This window comes from Bombella sp. ESL0378, from assembly GCF_009725845.1.
Lineage (GTDB): Bacteria > Pseudomonadota > Alphaproteobacteria > Acetobacterales > Acetobacteraceae > Bombella > Bombella pollinis.
In genome coordinates this window covers 306,576-324,162 of the sequence record NZ_WNIF01000005.1, presented here as the reverse complement: position 1 = coordinate 324,162, position 17,587 = coordinate 306,576, and the positions used below count along the sequence as shown (strand labels likewise).

13 protein-coding genes and 2 tRNA genes are annotated in these 17,587 nt (G+C 53.5%); 8 read left to right on the top strand and 7 right to left on the bottom strand.

Annotation, left to right across the window (positions count from 1 at the left end):
* Positions 1–72: 72 nt before the first annotated feature.
* Complete coding sequence (gene guaA / locus GM556_RS03065) at positions 73–1,668, bottom strand: glutamine-hydrolyzing GMP synthase (protein ID WP_370513574.1); 1,596 nt, start codon at positions 1,666–1,668, stop codon at positions 73–75.
* Between guaA and GM556_RS03060 the strand changes: the two genes are divergently transcribed.
* The 3 genes from GM556_RS03060 to GM556_RS03050 all read left to right on the top strand — a co-directional run bounded on the left by GM556_RS03060 (position 1,636) and on the right by GM556_RS03050 (position 2,450).
* Positions 1,636–2,175: a hypothetical protein gene (locus GM556_RS03060; RefSeq protein WP_230873276.1), complete on the top strand. Its 540-nt coding sequence runs from the start codon at positions 1,636–1,638 to the stop codon at positions 2,173–2,175. The genes guaA and GM556_RS03060 overlap by 33 nt on opposite strands.
* Before the next feature lie 91 nt (positions 2,176–2,266).
* Positions 2,267–2,343 (top strand) — tRNA-Arg (locus GM556_RS03055).
* A gap of 30 nt (positions 2,344–2,373) precedes the next feature.
* Positions 2,374–2,450 (top strand) — tRNA-Arg (locus GM556_RS03050).
* Between the two features lie 6 nt (positions 2,451–2,456).
* Here the strand turns inward: GM556_RS03050 and GM556_RS03045 are convergent.
* Positions 2,457–3,692 carry a hypothetical protein gene (locus tag GM556_RS03045; RefSeq protein ID WP_155579212.1) on the bottom strand — a complete coding sequence of 412 codons (1,236 nt, stop codon included), beginning with the start codon at positions 3,690–3,692 and terminating at the stop codon, positions 2,457–2,459.
* Between the two features lie 181 nt (positions 3,693–3,873).
* Here GM556_RS03045 and lysA point away from each other — a divergent pair, with 181 nt between their 5' ends.
* Complete coding sequence (gene lysA / locus GM556_RS03040) at positions 3,874–5,199, top strand: diaminopimelate decarboxylase (protein WP_155579211.1); 1,326 nt, start codon at positions 3,874–3,876, stop codon at positions 5,197–5,199.
* 5 nt (positions 5,200–5,204) lie between these two features.
* The gene (locus GM556_RS03035) at positions 5,205–7,868 is read left to right on the top strand and encodes a DUF4175 family protein (protein ID WP_196424763.1); all 2,664 of its coding nucleotides are present in this window, start codon (positions 5,205–5,207) and stop codon (positions 7,866–7,868) included.
* Positions 7,869–7,882: 14 nt separating this feature from the next.
* Here GM556_RS03035 and GM556_RS03030 read toward each other — a convergent pair whose 3' ends face one another.
* The 4 genes from GM556_RS03030 to GM556_RS03015 form a co-directional block, all read right to left on the bottom strand.
* Complete coding sequence (locus GM556_RS03030; RefSeq protein WP_155573018.1) at positions 7,883–8,602, bottom strand: CDP-diacylglycerol diphosphatase; 720 nt, start codon at positions 8,600–8,602, stop codon at positions 7,883–7,885.
* Between the two features lie 9 nt (positions 8,603–8,611).
* On the bottom strand, positions 8,612–10,129 hold the full coding sequence (locus GM556_RS03025) for a Ppx/GppA family phosphatase (protein WP_155579209.1): 1,518 nt from the start codon (positions 10,127–10,129) through the stop codon (positions 8,612–8,614).
* A gap of 2 nt (positions 10,130–10,131) precedes the next feature.
* Positions 10,132–12,294 carry an RNA degradosome polyphosphate kinase gene (locus tag GM556_RS03020; protein WP_266137680.1) on the bottom strand — a complete coding sequence of 721 codons (2,163 nt, stop codon included), beginning with the start codon at positions 12,292–12,294 and terminating at the stop codon, positions 10,132–10,134.
* Positions 12,295–12,499: 205 nt separating this feature from the next.
* Complete coding sequence (locus GM556_RS03015; protein WP_155573015.1) at positions 12,500–13,234, bottom strand: DnaA ATPase domain-containing protein; 735 nt, start codon at positions 13,232–13,234, stop codon at positions 12,500–12,502.
* Positions 13,235–13,345: 111 nt separating this feature from the next.
* Here GM556_RS03015 and purM point away from each other — a divergent pair, with 111 nt between their 5' ends.
* Entirely contained in the window at positions 13,346–14,404 is a 1,059-nt protein-coding gene (purM, locus tag GM556_RS03010) for a phosphoribosylformylglycinamidine cyclo-ligase (RefSeq protein ID WP_155573014.1), read from the top strand.
* Between the two features lie 8 nt (positions 14,405–14,412).
* Positions 14,413–15,000: a phosphoribosylglycinamide formyltransferase gene (gene purN, locus GM556_RS03005; RefSeq protein WP_155579207.1), complete on the top strand. Its 588-nt coding sequence runs from the start codon at positions 14,413–14,415 to the stop codon at positions 14,998–15,000.
* A gap of 79 nt (positions 15,001–15,079) precedes the next feature.
* Here the strand turns inward: purN and ndk are convergent, their stop codons facing one another.
* On the bottom strand, positions 15,080–15,502 hold the full coding sequence (gene ndk / locus GM556_RS03000; protein ID WP_099026036.1) for a nucleoside-diphosphate kinase: 423 nt from the start codon (positions 15,500–15,502) through the stop codon (positions 15,080–15,082).
* 111 nt (positions 15,503–15,613) lie between these two features.
* Here ndk and GM556_RS02995 point away from each other — a divergent pair, with 111 nt between their 5' ends.
* On the top strand, positions 15,614–17,527 hold the full coding sequence (locus GM556_RS02995) for an ABC-F family ATP-binding cassette domain-containing protein (protein WP_155579206.1): 1,914 nt from the start codon (positions 15,614–15,616) through the stop codon (positions 17,525–17,527).
* The last annotated feature ends 60 nt before the right edge of the window (positions 17,528–17,587 follow it).

The window sequence follows — 17,587 nt, the reverse complement described above, 5'->3', positions numbered from 1 at the left end:
GATTCCCACCCTTATAAACCCGTCCCTCCCGACGGGTTTACAACCAACGCTAGAACGTTCTCCTAACTCTGCTCACTCCCACTCGATCGTACCCGGGGGTTTGGAGGTGATGTCGTAAGTTACGCGGTTAATACCGCGGACTTCGTTCACGATGCGCCCTGCAACCCGGTTGAGGAACTCGAAGCTAAAGGGATAGACCTCCGCCGTCATGCCATCCGTGCTAGTGACGGCACGCAAGGCGCACGCTTGGTCATAAGTGCGGTCATCACCCATCACACCGACTGTACGCACAGGCAGAAGGACAGCAAAAGCCTGCCAAATCTCGTCATACAAGCCAGCCTTACGGATTTCCTCCAGATAGATGCTATCTACCTTGCGTAAAAGGTCCAACTTCTCCCGCGTGATATCCCCGGGGATGCGAATAGCCAGCCCCGGCCCGGGGAAGGGATGCCGCCCCACAATATGCTCTGGCACGCCAATCTCACGGCCTAAAGCACGCACCTCATCCTTAAAGAGTTCACGCAGCGGCTCAACCAACTCCATATTCATCCGCTCTGGCAAGCCACCCACATTATGATGGGACTTAATCGTCACAGACGGCCCACCATTAAAGCTAACACTCTCAATCACATCCGGGTACAATGTCCCTTGCGCGAGGAATTGTGCGCCCCCTAGCTTCGCTGCCTCTTGCTCAAACACCTCAATGAACAAGCGGCCAATGGTCTTGCGCTTTACCTCCGGGTCCGTAACCCCTGCCAACTCACCAAGGAACAGGTCGGAAGCATCCCGATGAACGAGCTGAATGTTAAAGCGATCCCGAAAGGTCTTTACCACCTCATCCGCTTCCCCGGCCCGTAAAATACCGGGATCCACGAAGATGCAGGTTAGCTGATCGCCAATCGCATCATGAATCAACTTTGCCGCAACAGAGCTATCCACCCCACCAGATAGGCCACAAATCACCTTGCCATCACCCACCTGCTTGCGGATGCGGGCAATCTCTAGGTCACGGAAGCCCGCCATTGTCCATGTGCCAGAACAGCCCGCCACATCATGCGTAAAGTTACGAATCAACTCTGCCCCGTGGGGGGTATGAACAACCTCCGGGTGGAATTGCACGCCATAAATTCGCCGCTCCTCATTAGCGATGATGGCAAATGGCGCACCTTCGGAATAAGCAACGGCCTTAAACCCAGGTGGGAGAGCCGTAACGCGGTCCCCATGGCTCATCCATACTTGCTCACGCCCACCTTGTGCCCACAAACCATGAAAGAGCGCACATTCCTCCGCGACATCAATATAAGCACGGCCAAACTCGCGATGATCATGCGTCTCCACACGCCCGCCAAGTGTGTGGCACAATACTTGCTGGCCGTAGCAGATTCCCAAAATAGGACGGCCAAGCTCCAACACACCATCTGGTAGGGTTGGTGCATTATCATCATGCACACTAGCGGGACTACCAGAGAGGATAATCCCACGCGGGTTGAAAGCGCGAATCTTCTCCAATGTGGAGGTAAAAGGCCATATCTCACAATAAACGCCGCTTTCCCGCACACGCCGAGCGATGAGCTGGGTCACTTGGCTACCGAAATCCAAAATCAGGATACGGTCCTCATGAAGGGTTTCATCAAGATGTTGAAGAGTCTCTGCGCTTTTCTGCGTCACGGTCCGGCCTCGCCTTCTGGATATGGCACAATAGTCATTTCGTGCTATCTCTATAGGACGACAGGCCGCCAAGGTCATCCTTATTTTCCTGCGGCTTTACCCTCAAAACATATTTATCAGAGCTTGCCTATGCGTCTTACTCCTCTCCCCTGTCTCTTTGGCCTTCTTCTCCTTGGGGCTTGCTCCTCCCTACCCGACCCCGCGCACGACCCATACGGTACATGGGTCGGCAAGCTTGTAAGAGATGAGGGAGTCTGCCCTACAAAGAATATGTCCTCTCTGCGTATTCGCGGGAAGGATATTGTTTTTAACCCCGGTATGACTTCTGCTGCCCTGCACGGCACCTACCAGCCGGGCCAGCAAAGCTATCATGCTGAGCAAGTGGATGAAGGGATGAATCACACTCCCTACCGGCAGGTTTTTGAGGGCTATCCCGTAGGCACAGCCATCGGCGGGAACTTTACAACCCCCCGCTGCCATGCCCACATCACCCTGACGCGCCGCTAAGGCGGCCCCCTCCCTGCTGAAAATCTATAAAAAGCCTTTCAGCAGGGTTGCACCTTTTGAGAAGACCAGATAAAAGCCTCCTCAACACGATGCACCCGTAGCTCAATTGGATAGAGCACCAGACTACGAATCTGGGGGTTGGAGGTTCGAGTCCTCCCGGGTGCACCATGTGGGTTATAGCCTAGCCTTTTAGGCCCTGCACCCGTAGCTCAATTGGATAGAGCACCAGACTACGAATCTGGGGGTTGGAGGTTCGAGTCCTCCCGGGTGCACCAATCTCCTTATGCAGTATCGTACAACTTGATGATTTCATCAGCTTTCACAGCGTCTTCTTGCGGGAAGAAGCTGAGGTGACTGACCATAAAATCCGAGAAAATCGCCACCTTTTTACCAAGAAACCGTGGCAGAACAACGCTTAGCATATGCTCATCATCATCTTGCGGCGTTATTTGCATATAACGCAACATCTCCCCCCGCCAACCGATGAAATTGATGGAAAGACGCGCCTCCACATCCATCAACGCTTCCCCTAACGGGAAGGCAGGCTTGCCTTGCGTTACAAAATAACGATGTACGTCATAAGCTTTTTGCCCATCTTGCCATAAGCTCCCTCCAAAACCCCCTTCAGGATGTTCAAAAGCCCCAAGAGCCTGCGGCAAATGCCCAGCTTGTTGCTGAAGATAAGCACAGACACCATTATTCACGACATTAGCCGAGATGAGAAACTTATCGGTTCGTTCTTCAATACAGCGTATAAAGTCAGCAATGCGATCTTCTTGCAGGTAAATAATATCATCATCACATTTTAAGAAGATGGCCTCTTTATACGCCTCATAACGCTCCACATAATATTGATAAGCCTGCCAATAAGGCTTCTGGCATCCCCTATCCCCAATAAAACGCCGAATCGGCCCTGTAACCTCTGGCAGCTCTACCGAACTCCCAAACCCACCACGGATGAAAACCTCTACCTCACCAATATCGCCCCGCAAGGGGACCTCTGGGAATTGGTAAGCAGAGACGCCAAGCTGCAACGCCCCTTCATCACTCAAGTGAATTCGCAGCTTATCTTTAAGCTGCCCACATAAAACAGACGGCGTACTGGCTTGATGCAAACATTGCCCTGCCTGCCGCTCATACGTTGAAAAAGCAGCCCCCTCTAACTGCCGAATCATCGAGCCACGATTCTGCCACCCCCCAATCACATATTCCAAAAATTGATCATGACCGGCTGTTTTAATGGCGACATGCACATCTGATGCCGCCATGAATGCCACATCACGCCCTGCACCACGCTCTATCATCCCAACAGAATGATACCCCGCCTCTGGCCTTAAAAAACATGCAGGACCATAATGTGATGAAATATAAGCACGGTCTTTTTCTGTTCTTGTAAAATCCCATACATGCCATTCATCCAACAACCCGGCATCTAATAAGGACGAAATATGCTTTCTTAAAAGACCCATCCGGTCTTCACGCCCTGCAAATGTGACAAGTATCTTTCTTTTCGTCATAATGTTTTAATAATCTCCTTTTTATAAGAAAAATCTTCCTCTATAAGCCGGGATTATAACATTCTTTATTGAATAAAGGATTTCAGAAGCCCATCATTCTTGCTGCTGGCTGAGCCAAAGTGAATGCTTTCTCTAAAGAGACATCTTCCCATTTACGCTACTGGTCTGTAATCATGCAGGCATGACTTCCGCAGCTTCAGACCCGACCTTCCATCGCCTCCTCGCGACTCATCCCAACCTGCATTATGACAACAAGCAGGGTTTAATGATGGATGGAACAGCCCTAGCCCCCCTCGCTGAGCATTATGGTACGCCAAGCTGGGTTATCAGTGCCGACACATTGCGCCAACGTGCACATAACATGCAGGCCGCTTTTAAAGAGCGCGGCCTATCTATGGGCTATCATTTCGCCGTAAAAGCGCAGGATCATCAAGCCTGCTTAAACGTCCTCGCACAATGTGGCTTTGGCGCGGATGTTGTCAGCGGGGGGGAGCTAAAGCGCGCCCTTACAGCGGGGATGGAAGCGCGCCATATCGTCTTTTCGGGAATCGGTAAAACTGATGACGAATTGACCTATGCCATCCAGCAAAACATAGGCCAAATCAATATCGAAAGTATTGAAGAACTAACCCGCATCAACCACCTTGCCGAGACCCTTCAACAACGTGTGCGCGTTGCCTTCCGCGTTAATCCCGATATTGATGCCCAAACCCATAGTAAAATCACAACCGGACGCGCTGAAGATAAGTTTGGCATCGCTTATAACCTCATCCCTGCCTTATATCGCCGCACACAGCAGGAGATGAAGGGGGTGGAGCTTGTCGGTCTAGCGGTCCATCTCGGTAGCCAAATGCTGGCGGAAGCCCCCTTCCGCAAAGGGTATGAACGCATTGCGGAGCTCGTTAAGACCCTCCGCGCAGATGGTTTATCTGTCACCGATATTGATTGCGGCGGCGGGCTTGGCATCGCCTATCGTGGTGAGGACGCTCCCCCGCCTGCGCTCTGGGCTAAGGTCATTGCCGAGACATTGGGGGGATTGGACGTTCACCTTCATATCGAACCGGGCCGTTGGCTCGCAGCCCCGGCGGGGGTGCTGCTTGCGCGCGTTATTAATGTTAAAGAGGCAGCGCGCCGTTTTGTTATCATTGATGCCGGGATGAATGACCTTGTTCGCCCCGCTATGTATGATTCATGGCATGGTATCTTACCCTTACACGCCCCACCTACAGACACGCTTGAAGAACGCGTTGATGTTGTTGGCCCGATTTGTGAAAGCAGCGATATTTTCGCCCGTCAACGTACCTTACCACCTCTTAAAAAAGGCGACCTTATTGCCCTTTTAGATGCAGGGGCTTATGGCACAGTGATGAGCTCGACCTATAATTCTCGTCCTTTTGCAGCACAAATCATGATTAGTAATGGCCAAGAGGCCGTCATCCGTAAACGCCAAACGCTTGATGAGCTTCTCGCACAAGACGTTGTCCCTAGCTGGTTAGCCCGCCCCTAACGCTCGTGAAGGCCCAACTCCTCCCCCCCCAATTTGCGCGCCTCAAGCGGAAAGCCGCCCGCCGGTTGCAGGTGGAGCGTGTGTGGCACTATCTGCGCTGGCTTGTGCTGCTTATCGGGCTATGGGGGTGTGCTGCCTGCCTCCACCTTCCGCAATCTCTGCCGGATTATCTTCATTTTGTGCTGGAGCTTGCTCTTTTTGGAAGTGTTATCGGCTGGGCAAGCTACGCGCTATATCATAGCCCACCCCCCTCACTAGAGGATATTGATCAACGCATAGCCCGCGATGGAGGGTTAAACTTCCGTCCGCTTGAGGCTCTTACAGACCGTCCCGCTTTAATAAAAACAGCCTCTCAGGAGCAAAAACATCAAGCTGGACAGCTTTGGGCCCTCCATCACCAGCAGCTTTTGGACTCACTGAAAACGCTGCGCCTACGCCCCCCTCGTTTCTTCCATCATTGGGCAGAGCGGTTAACCGCGCTCTGTCTTCTCATCGGCCTTATCAGCCTCGCAAGCGTAGCGGGACCGCACCTTGGCTTACGCCTAAAAGCGGGTTTCCTCCCCGGTCATGATGACGATTCCGTCCCGCTCCCTACGCTTCAAGGATGGGTCAACCTGCCACATTACGCACCGGGGGCTCCTCTCTTCCTAACCCCTCATATGCCCCCTCTCACCTTACCAGAAGGCGCGGTAGTGCATATCCTCGTAGGGGGGGCTACAACTAGGCCTTCTTTGCGGGGGCAGAAACATATTCACTATAATCATCTCCCTACAGGGGAATGGCAAATAGAAACGGCCCTCATTAAAAGCCACACCCTCACTTTATCCTATCGTGGCCGGGTCATGGGCCATTGGTCTGTGCAAATTAGTCATGATACCCCCCCTGATATCCGTTGGGATGGCAAAGCTGGCCCCAAAACAAGTGATGACTGGCATACTCATATTCCATGGTCTGTTGCCCAGCCTCATGGCGTTACAGCATTGGAGGTACGGCTCTACCCCATCATTCCCCCCTCTCATACGCCGAATAAAGCGCACGAAATACGCAGCCCCCTTCCCTTAAAACCACATACACGCAAAGCACATGAGACCACATCGCTGGACCTCTCAGACAACCCCTTTGCAGGGCTAAAGGTCGTAGGCCGCCTCTGCGCAACAAGTAGCTCCAACAAACAAGCTTGCTCCCCACCACAAACATTCCGGCTTGGCCATCGCCCGTTTCATAATCCCGTCAGCCGTGCTTTGCTCGCTCTACGGCTCCGCCTTGCGAGTGGGCAGGATGACCCTACCCAAACAGCCCATGCACTGGGCCTTCTTACCTCGCTCTCTTTACCCTCTGATGTCGCTTTGCCTCTTATTTGGCTCCGTCAACGCATCATAGCGGGCCTTCCAAGCGAACATATTAACGAGCAACTATGGTTCAACGCTCTTTATGAAGAAGACCGCGAACAAACCGGCGAGGTCATTGCCGCGTCTATGCTCCATGTTCGTGCTCTACAAAATGCCGTGCGGTTGCATTTACTGGCGTTAGCCCAACAACCAAGCCCTCCACCGCCTCATGAACAAGACGCTCTGCATGATGAATTGAATCGTCTCAAAGAGGCCTTAGGGCAACACCTCGCCTTCATCTTCCAAAAAGCGAATCGTAATGGGTTGGTCATGCCTATGCCGGATGGCAAAGGGATGCCCTGGGTACGCCTTGCCGAGCATGTGCAGGCTGAAGCCCTAGCAGGCCATATTCCACAAGCCCTAGAGCATCTTAAAGCCATGCTGGAACCTGCCGAGCAAATGCGCCAAGCAACCTTGCCAGATATGCAAGCACTAGCTGCCTCCATGCAGGCACAAGCTGAAGCACGCAACCAGCGCATGGCCCTGCGCGAGCTTATCCGCCAAGAGACAGAGCTACTCAATCATGCTCAAAAACGCCTCGCTGCGGAGCAACCCACCTCCTCAGTTATGGAATCGCATAAGGATGTTTCCCAAATGTCCACGGCGGAGTTGCTCAGCCAATTAGGCATGGCCTCGCATGAGGGCACTGGCCCCGCCACCACTCCGCTAGACCCTACGGCCCTTCTCAGCCATGCAGAAGGTCGCCAACAAGACCATGCCACGCAATATGCCCTCCGCCACCTTACCCATATCTTAAATAAACGCGGTGAAGCATTAACAAAAAAGAAAATGCCTAATCTCGTAAAAGCCGAAGCGGATATGGGGCCTGTTCTGCATAATCTGGCTAACCGAGAGGATGAGGTCAGTGTGCGCACCATCCAAACTGTTTTGGAGGACCTCTCCCAAGCGCGCCATGATATGAAGAAAAATCAAGCCGCAGCACAGCAGACGAGTAAAGGCCATCTTGGCTTCATCCCACCACCTTCTGCCTCCTCAACAGAAGACCCCAATGGCAGTGCTGGTGTCTCCCCAGAGGATGACCCTAATGGTGGCCAGGATAATGACGAACCAGAAGACGAGAAACAACCTAAAAACCAAGACCCGCTAGGCCGGAAGATGGATGATAGCTCGGATTCTGATGCCCATATCCCCGACCATGATACAAACCGCGCCCATGATATTGAGCGCGAACTCCAACGCCGGGCCTCAGACCGCACACGCCCGCAAAGCGAGCTTGATTACCTCAACCGTTTGCTCGCCCCACTGCGCCAATCCCATTAGCGGGCATCGTGCAATTATGGCGTACAGTGATGATCCTGTAGCTCCTCCGCATATCCCCACACCATCCCAGCAGCACGGCTACGCAGCAGAATAAAGCCCTCTTGCACGGCGATTACAGCCAAGCCGTACCGACCACGCTCCGTCTCATCCGCCCCTTGAGGAAAGATGGACTCAATGCGCCATAAAGGTAAGGAACGTGCAGGAATGCGCCACCAATGATACATATGCCCTAATAAACGCAGCTCCCCCGCCGATTGTTCCTGCGGTAAATGCGTTACTTGCTGCCATACATCCTTACGCACGCAATCTATATGAATATGAAGCTGTTCTTGGCTACGCGCCCTGCGGGAATTGATGGCCAAAGAGAGGCGAGTATCCGCTATTGGCCAGCCATAGGCTTGTGCAACAAGCTGACGATACCCCCACGCTTGCGCTAAATAAGGCGGGCTATCACTCCGCAAAAGATATGCTGATTCAATACCGCGCAAAGGTTGAGTCGGGATAAGCAAATACTGCCCTCTCCCCTCACGCGCTTTAAGAATGGCATAGCCATCCTTCGCCTTATATACGGCACAAGGGTTGTGATCAGAATCCACCCCACAATGACGCACGATACGCCACAAAGCGTTGCTCTGATAAGACCAATAAAAAAGATATAACACCGCTAAAAGCACCAAAGCCGCGGCCCCGCCAATAAGGCAGACCACGGCTTTGCGGGATATGACCATCCTCATAAAAGCAAGCTATTGTAAATCAGCCTCTAACCCCAGAGACTCAGCTAAACGATTGAGTTGGCGTGAAACAGCATTCCCACCAGAGCGCAAACGCCCTCCATGTAAGCTAAGAACCAACTGGTCCTCATCTTTAATGGTAAGATGCGTCCCCTCTAGTAAAGTCTCCGTCCCGGCAGAAAGCACATAAACGAGACGGAAGGCCTGCCCTAGCTGGATTGCCGCCTCATAATAATCCTTACTCAGCAACCGGCGCGAAGGCTCCAAAACCGAGCTATCACGATCGATATCGTATCGCCCTGCCAAAACAAGCGCGAGAAAGGCCCGCGATTCATGCGAGAAGCCAACACCATGACAATATAAAATACGCCGATATGTCTGCTCAGCCCGATATTGCGGATGATCATAAGAGCCAACATCGGAGACCATACAGGCTAGGCGGAATTGCAAAGCAAGGAATGAATCCTTCTTCCAGCCCAATCGCTCCAAAAAGACAGAGGTCAGCCACATATATAAAGGTTCAGCAAAAGAGGGATTACGCCCCAACCGCCCTTCCATCTCCTGAACCAGAGCTTGCATCGGCTCCTCATCGGCTACGCGCGCGGCAACCTCACGCATATACCAACCCTCACGCAACCCCTCTGCACTAAAGATGACCTCTGGAGCCTCAGTCCTATCAAGCAATGCTAGGAGAACCTGTGCCGCAAAGGGGGCATCAATCATTCGCTTGCGGGGGACATTCCCCACCTTTTCCATCTGCTTGCGGCTCGCCCTTACGACCCACTCCGCCATCTCCACCGCCTCTTGCCGGTTAAGACGGAATAGGTGAACCATATTCAACGGATAATCTGTCCGCGCCATATGTAAGCGGGCCAAAGCACGAAACGCCCCACCTACCAGATAAAGTGGCTTCCCTTTTGCATCCTCTAACCATGCTACATCAGCAAGGGTCTTCCGCGCGATTTTACTAGCTGCTTCCACATCATCATCTGAGCGTTCCCGCAGGCGAATCACACCCAGAGGCGTTGTCCCAGCATCAAAATACGCACTATCCCGCACACGAATCAGCTCTAGCGAGCCACCGCCAATATCTGCCACCACGCCATCAGCATCAGGGAGGGCACATAACACGCCCGTAGCGGAGTAGTCGGCTTCCTCCTCCCCGTTTAGAACACGAAAACGTGCCTCAGGCATCCGTAATTGAGCTGCTCTTACAAACTCCGCTCCGTTACGAGCATCCCGCACCGCAGCCGTTGCCAGAACATCAAAGGGCTTAACCCCCATTGCCTGACCAATCGCCTGATAGCGCGACAGCACTTCCAGCGCGCGCTCGATGCCTTCCTCGCTCAACAGGCCCGTTGCCTCTAACCCAGCACCGAGCCTGAGCGTTGCCTTCTCGTTGAAGATGGGGACGGGATTGCGCGCAACCCCTTCATACACCACCATCCGCACCGAGTTAGACCCAAGGTCCACAATCGCCGCCCGGCGGGACTGACGAGCAGCCCCCCCTTGCGCTGTGCTTTCTACCATCCTTACGACTCCTGTACGGCTACCCCGGTACGAGACTCGGACCCTACGGGGGCAATCTCCTCCCCATATGCAGGAGATGGATGCGCCATGAAATAGTCATGAGCAGAAAGTGGCTCATTTCCCGGTGCCATGCGCTCCCACTTCCCATTTGGCAGCAACTTCCAACTCCGCAGCGTATCCCGCATATTCACAACCATAATCTGGTTTAGAATATGCGCATGAGCGGCAGGGTCAGTAATGGGAACCATCGCCTCAATCCGCCGGTCCATATTACGCTTCATCCAATCTGCCGAGGAGATATACAGCTTAGCATATGGCGAAGGAAGCCCTTCCCCATTACCAAAGGCAAAGACACGCGCATGTTCTAAATAACGCCCAACGATGGAATGTATCTCAATATTCTCAGAGAGACCCTTCACGCCCGGACGCAGGCAGCAAATCCCCCGCACCACAGCTTTAACAGACACACCCGCCTGTGAGGCATCATAGAGCAGCTCAATCAACTGAGGGTCGACAAGGCTGTTCATCTTCAACCAAATCTGCGCTGGCCGACCAGCACGGGCGTGAGCTATCTCCGCCTGCACTAATTCCACCAAAGTAGAACGGATTGTCAGCGGGGAGCAGCACAGAGCTTGCAAATGCGGCTTCGCACAGCCTGTTGCGTAGTTAAAGAGGCGTGCTGCGTCCTCCACTAACACAGGGTCACAGGTGAAGAAGGAGATGTCTGTATAGATCTTCGCCGTGCTAGGATGATAGTTCCCCGTCCCAAAATGAGCGTAAGATTGCAGACGCTCACCCTCGCGCCGGACGACAAGAATCATCTTTGCATGGGTCTTATAAGCTGCCAGCCCGTAAACAACCTGTACACCCCGCGCCTCCAGCGCACGAGCAAGGTTGATATTGGCCTCCTCATCAAAACGTGCCCGCAACTCCACCACAGCGGTGACAGATTTACCGGCCTCCACAGCGGCAATTAACGCATGGACAATCGGGCTATCATGCGATGTCCGATAAATGGATTGTTTGATGGAAAGAACATTCGGGTCCTGCGCGGCCTGTTGGAGGAAATGGACCACGACATCGTAGCTCTCATAAGGATGCTGAACTACCAAGTCTTTCTCTTTAATGGCGGCAAAGCAATCGCCATCATGGTCCAATACACGTTGAGGCATAGCCGCATGGAAGGGGGAGAAAAGCAGCTCTGGCCTATCGGAGACGATAAGTTGCTTTACATCACCCATACCGGCCATCTTCGGCAGCAAAACAACCTCATCACGCTCTAGGCCCAACTTGCGGACCAAGTGCTTCGGGATTGTTCCCTCTACCTCTAAATGAATACATACACCATGGCGGCGGTCTTGCACGGCTTTCTCAAACGTATTGAGCAAGTCCTCTGCTTTTTCCTCCAAGTCAACATCCAAGTTCCGCACAATACGCATCATGCCTGTTGGTACGCCGTGCAGCCCGGGGAAAAGACGTTTTGTGTAATGCGCAATAAGATATTCCAGCGCAATGAAGCGAATCTGCCCATTTTTATCTGGCAGGCGAATAAAACGTGGAATCTGCGGTGGCATAACAACAAGGCCATCAGCCTTATGCTTATGCGTATCAACATCCCGCAAACGCAACACCAAGGCTTGCCCCCCACTGGGGATGAAAGGCATGGGATGGGTAGGGTTCAAGTCCACCGGAGTAAGAACAGGGAAGACTTGCTCCTCAAAATACTTATCCAGCCACTCTTTATCACTATGGTGAAGCTTATCGACCGACTCGATAACAATCCCAGTTTTTGCCAATTCAGCACGGACACTGTGCCAAATGCGCTGCTGCTCCTGCTGCATACGCCATGCTTGATGCCGTACAGTCTCTAGCTGTTGAGTGGGGGTTAAGCCATCAACGCTCTTCTTCCCCTCACCAGCGCGAACTTGATCGACCAACCCAGCAACACGGACGGCATAAAACTCGTCCATATTCCCCGCACTAATGGAGAGGAAGCGCACCCGCTCCAACAGAGGGTTGGTTGAGTCTTCTGCTTCCTCCAGAACGCGCTGGTTGAAGGCCAACCATGATAATTCCCTATTGATGAAATCAAGATGGTGATAGCTACGTTGGCTCTTAGCTTCCCCATGCTCCCCATGATGTGCAGAATCGGTTCTGTCAGTCACGTCAGTTCTCCTCCAAGCTTCTGCCAGCATCCCAATGGGGACACCCGAATGTGAACATCATTACAACAACCATTCTTTCATCATGGCAATCCTTCCATGCTATTTTATTTATTCGCCTGAGCGGTAAATACACTATCGCAACAAAATAGGACGCATTACTATGAAGCTTCTATGACAATCCCCTTTAATCTAGCAGGGGTTATTCTTATAAATGCTCGTCCTTTAATAAATCTTTTAGAACATTCATTGCGAGACTACGGCTAATCGCACTCCCTTGTGCCATCGCTGCTTCATCCAATCTTTGCACAGCTTGCACCAATGCTTCCCCTGTGCGTGGCAAACGCCGCCATAACCACTCGGTCACAGATTGCGGGACAACAAGCTGACGCTCCGCCAGAAGGGAAAGCAATAATGTTGCCCGCACATTATCCTCTGGCTCCTCCAGCCCAGCGGTTACAGTTGCGCGCAACCGGCTTGCAAGGTCCGGTAATGCAAAATCACCCCGTGCAGGAGGATGACGAGAGGCCATCAACACACGCTGCCCTGCCGCATGAGCACGGTTAAGGAGATGCAACAACGCAACCTCACTGCCCACCCTCTCGATATGGTCAATCGCCAAAGGCGCAGCACTGGCCTCCAAAATCTGCTGCCCCACGCGCAATGCACCATCTGGAGCACATGATAGTGCGGATGCCTCACAGAGAATCGCCTCCTGTTCTGCGGCCCATATATGAAGCAAATGCGTCTTGCCCGTCCCCGCAGGCCCCCATAACCACAACCGCCCTTCTGGCCATTGGGGCCGTGCTAACCAAGCCCGTGCTGAAGCATTAGACCCCCCTGCGATAAAACGCTCTGCCGAAAAATGGCGTTTTTGCTGCAAATCCAATGCTAGCTGCGCTTGTACGCTAAAGGGCGTGTCCTGCTCTCTCTTGTCGCCCATATCTACCCTTCTCGCCTATCGCCTCAATGATTCCACACGCCCTACATTCCGTCTTTGTGCAGGATGCTCTATAAAGAGGCCAGCATCAACCAGCAGGAATACCCTCTCTCCATGACCAAAACCCCTTCTCCCCCCAATGCAAGTTATGCAGCCGCCGGTGTTGATATTGAAGCCGGAGATGCTCTAGTTGACGCCATCAAGCCCGCGGCCAAAGCAACCAATCGCCCCGGTGTTATGGGCGGGCTTGGTGGGTTTGGTGCCCTGTTTGACCCCAAAGCCGCTGGGTTAAAGGACCCTGTCCTCGTCAGCTGTACAGATGGCGTGGGCACAAAGCTCCTCCTCGCTATCGAGAGCGGCTTGCATGATGAAATCGGCATCGACTTAGTCGCTATGTGCGTTAATGACCTCATCGTCCAAGGGGCACAGCCGCTTTTCTTCCTTGATTATATGGCAACAGGTCATCTCTCCGTCTCCGTGGCAGAGCGGATTATTAAAGGGATTGCCGCAGCCTGTAAGGAAAGTGGCTGCGCCCTCGTTGGGGGGGAAACAGCGGAGATGCCGGGCCTTTACGGCAAAGGCCATTATGACCTCGCCGGCTTCAGCGTTGGGGCAGCAGAGCGCGATGCCATGTTGCCTGCCACCATTCGCGAGGGCGATAGTCTCATCGCTCTGCCCTCCTCTGGGGTACATTCCAACGGGTTCTCCCTCGTTCGTCATATCGTGGAGTCCTCTGGTCTAAGCTGGAAGGACCCCGCCCCCTTCTCACCAAAGCAAACTTTGGCAGAAGCCTTCCTGACCCCCACACGGCTTTATGTCAAAACCGTGCTTGCCTTACATGAGAAGAAGCTCCTCAATGGCTGCGCGCATATCACAGGCGGTGGCCTGCCGGGCAATCTACCGCGTGTCCTGCCAGAAGGACTCGGTGTGGAAGTAGATGGGCAAAGCTGGCCACTCCCCGGTGTATTCTCATGGCTTGCCGAGCAAGGCCCCGTATCTGAAGATGAAATGCTCAAGGTCTTTAATTGCGGGATTGGTATGGTTCTCATCACCAGCGAACCCGAAAAACTCATGACGGAATTGGAAAAGCTGGATGAAGACGCCATGCTGATTGGCCGTGTTGTCCGCAGCACCACACCTTTCCGCCTCACTGCGCCATTAAATCTGGATTGAAGCGATTTATGGTGACGAAAACCCCCATCGCTATCCTCATTAGCGGGCGCGGTAGTAATATGCTCGCGTTAATGGAGGCCTGCGCCCACCCGGACTTCCCAGCTAAAATTGTCCTTGTTCTGAGCAATAAGGCCGATGCCGCTGGGTTAGACACCGCTCGCAAGGCAGGGATTAAAACGCTCTGCATCCCCCATAAAGACTATGGGAAGGGCCGTGAGGCGCATGAACGTGCCATAGATGAAGCCGTGCGAGCCTCTGGTGCGGAGTTAATCTGCCTTGCAGGCTATATGCGCGTTCTCACCCCTTGGCTTGTCCAGCAATGGCAGGGGCGGATGATTAATATTCATCCCAGCTTGCTTCCTGCGTTCCCCGGCCTCCATACGCATGAAGCCGCCCTAAAAGCGGGTGCTAAAGAGCATGGTTGTACCATTCACCTCGTCACCGATGGGGTGGATGAAGGCCCCATCCTTGCCCAAGCGCGCGTCCCTGTCCTACCCCATGATGATGCTGATGCCCTCGCCGCCCGCGTTTTGGAGCAAGAACACCGCCTCTATCCCGAAACGCTCAAGCACTTCATCACACAACGCCACACCTAAAAGCCAAACATAAAAAAGGGGAGCCATAATGGCCCCCCTTCACAGCATGTCCAAACATCATGCTAACGCCACTGCTGCATCAGGGCAGGATTTCCGTCTCCGCAAAGAAGAAGCTAATCTCACGCTTAGCATTCTCAAGGCTATCAGAGCCATGAACGGAGTTCTCACCAATGCTTTGAGCATAAAGCTTACGCACAGTCCCTTCAGCCGCCTCGGCGGGGTTGGTCGCGCCCATCACCTCACGATGATGCGCCACAGCATTCTCGCCCTCTAGCACCTGCACAACAACCGGCGCGGAGCACATAAAAGACACAAGCTCCCCAAAGAAGGGGCGCTCCTTATGGACCTCATAAAAAGCCCCGGCTTGCTTCTCTGTCAGCTGAATACGCTTTTGGGCTACAATACGCAGGCCAGCTTCCTCAAAAACAGTATTCACCTTGCCTGTCAGATTACGGCGTGTTGCATCCGGTTTGATGATGGATAATGTACGTTCCAGAGCCATAAGTCCCTCCTTATAAAGAGCCCTCTATCTCCAACTTCCCCTAGAGGAAAAAAGGAGTTCCTGATAGGGTTAGAGCCACCTTTTTTCATCTTTCCCTGCTGAGTGTGTGCGTTGAGCCTGCTTTCCATCACCGACCTTACCTTACGCATCGCAGGCCGTACCCTGCTAGAGCAAGCCTCCCTCACTATTGAGCCAGGTAAACGCATCGGGCTCATCGGCCATAATGGAGCGGGGAAGTCCACGCTGCTGGCGGCCATCGCCGGGGACATCGCCCCAGATGGCGGCAGCATTACCCTCTCTGGCCGCGCCACGATGGGGCGGGTCAAGCAGGAAACACCTTCTGGCGAGCTGTCCTTGTTAGAGACCGTTCTTAACAGCCATGAGGAACGCACCCGCCTCCTCACCGAGGCCGAAACCACAACTGACCCTACCCGCCTTGCTGACGTGCATGAGCGTTTACTCGCTATTGATGCCCATACTGCCCCAGCGCGTGCTAGTACAATCCTCGCCGGGTTAGGCTTTGACCAAGAGGCCCAACATCGCCCGGTCAATGACTTCTCCGGTGGTTGGCGGATGCGCGTTGCCCTTGCCAGTGCCTTATTCCTCGCCCCTGACCTTCTGCTCCTTGATGAACCAACAAACCATCTGGATATTGAAGCCACATTATGGCTGGAAAATTGGCTAAGCCGCTTCCCCGGTGCAGCGTTAATTGTCAGCCATGACCGTGCGTTGCTAGATAACAGCGTGCAAGCCATTGCCCATTTAGAGCAAAAAAAGCTCTCCCTCACCCCCGGCGGTTATGAGCGTTTTGTCCAAATCCGCACCGAGCAGAAGCTCCAACAAAATCGCCAAGCGGAAAAACTGGCAGACCAACGTGCAAAGATGGAAGCCTTTGTGGCGCGCTTCCGTGCCAAAGCGACCAAAGCCAAACAAGCGCAATCTCGCTTAAAAGCCCTCGCCCGCTTGCCACAAATTGATTCAGTCGTGGAGGATACCCCTACCCATTTCACCTTCCCCGACCCCGGCCCGCTCCCACCCCCCATGCTCACGTTAGAGGATGTCTCTGTCGGATATGGGGAGCGCACAATTCTTCACCATCTCTCTTTGCGGCTCGATAGTGAGGACCGCATCGCCCTACTGGGGCAAAATGGGCATGGCAAATCAACCTTCGCCAAATTACTCGCCGGTCAGCTCATCCCTACGGGAGGGGTATTTCAGCCTTCATCACGCTTGCGGGTTGGTTATTTCGCCCAACATCAAACAGATGAGCTTATTGTGGATGAAACCCCCATCCAACATATGGCCCGCACGTTAAAAGATGCCACACCCCCGCAAGTGCGTGCCCAACTAGCCCGTTTTGGGCTCGATGCTGAACGTGCCGAAACACCCGTCCGCAACCTCTCTGGTGGGGAGAAAGCCCGCCTCCTCCTCGCCCTTGCCACACGTCACGCCCCTCATCTACTCATATTAGATGAGCCAACCAACCATTTAGACCTCGATGCCCGCGATGCGCTCATCCGCGCTCTCAGTGCTTTTGAAGGGGCCGTCATCCTCATCAGCCATGATAGTCATTTAGTCGAATCCGTAGCTGAGCAGCTTTGGATCGCCGCAAACGGGACTATCACCCCTTTTGACGGAGATATGAATGATTACCGCCTCTGGCTAGAGGCCCGCGCTAAACACGCTTTAGAGGCAACGCGACAAGCCTCCTCCCCCGCTGCACACGGCGCACAAGCCGCCACAACGCCTGATAAAAACCAACAACGTGCCCAACGCAAAGAGCAAACCCGCCAGCTTGCCCCCCTCCGCCGTAAGATTCGGGAGCTGGAAACCCGCCTCTCCCGCTTGGAAAAAGCCAAAGAACAGCTTGAAGCGAAATTAGCAGACCCCGCCCTTTACCAAGCAAACCACGCTGGAGACATCGCCACATTAAATAGCGACCTCGCCCTTGTCCGCCAAAAACAAGAGGAGACCGAGCTACAATGGCTAGAAGCCCAAGACGAATTAGAGCAAGCCACAAATTGACCCACCATTAAATAACCCACATTATAGCACACCAACTCACCGCCCGTTGCAGGACGCCTA

What these genes read in the sequence shown, in the direction of transcription:
- GM556_RS03060 (WP_230873276.1), top strand. Translation starts at nt 1,636, where the DNA reads ATGTTGAAGAGTCTCTGCGCTTTTCTGCGTCACGGTCCGGCCTCGCCT.
- GM556_RS03045 (WP_155579212.1), bottom strand. Translation starts at nt 3,692, where the DNA reads ATGACGAAAAGAAAGATACTTGTCACATTTGCAGGGCGTGAAGACCGG.
- lysA (WP_155579211.1), top strand. Translation starts at nt 3,874, where the DNA reads ATGACTTCCGCAGCTTCAGACCCGACCTTCCATCGCCTCCTCGCGACT.
- GM556_RS03030 (WP_155573018.1), bottom strand. Translation starts at nt 8,602, where the DNA reads ATGAGGATGGTCATATCCCGCAAAGCCGTGGTCTGCCTTATTGGCGGG.
- GM556_RS03025 (WP_155579209.1), bottom strand. Translation starts at nt 10,129, where the DNA reads ATGGTAGAAAGCACAGCGCAAGGGGGGGCTGCTCGTCAGTCCCGCCGG.
- GM556_RS03015 (WP_155573015.1), bottom strand. Translation starts at nt 13,234, where the DNA reads ATGGGCGACAAGAGAGAGCAGGACACGCCCTTTAGCGTACAAGCGCAG.
- purM (WP_155573014.1), top strand. Translation starts at nt 13,346, where the DNA reads ATGACCAAAACCCCTTCTCCCCCCAATGCAAGTTATGCAGCCGCCGGT.
- purN (WP_155579207.1), top strand. Translation starts at nt 14,413, where the DNA reads ATGGTGACGAAAACCCCCATCGCTATCCTCATTAGCGGGCGCGGTAGT.
- ndk (WP_099026036.1), bottom strand. Translation starts at nt 15,502, where the DNA reads ATGGCTCTGGAACGTACATTATCCATCATCAAACCGGATGCAACACGC.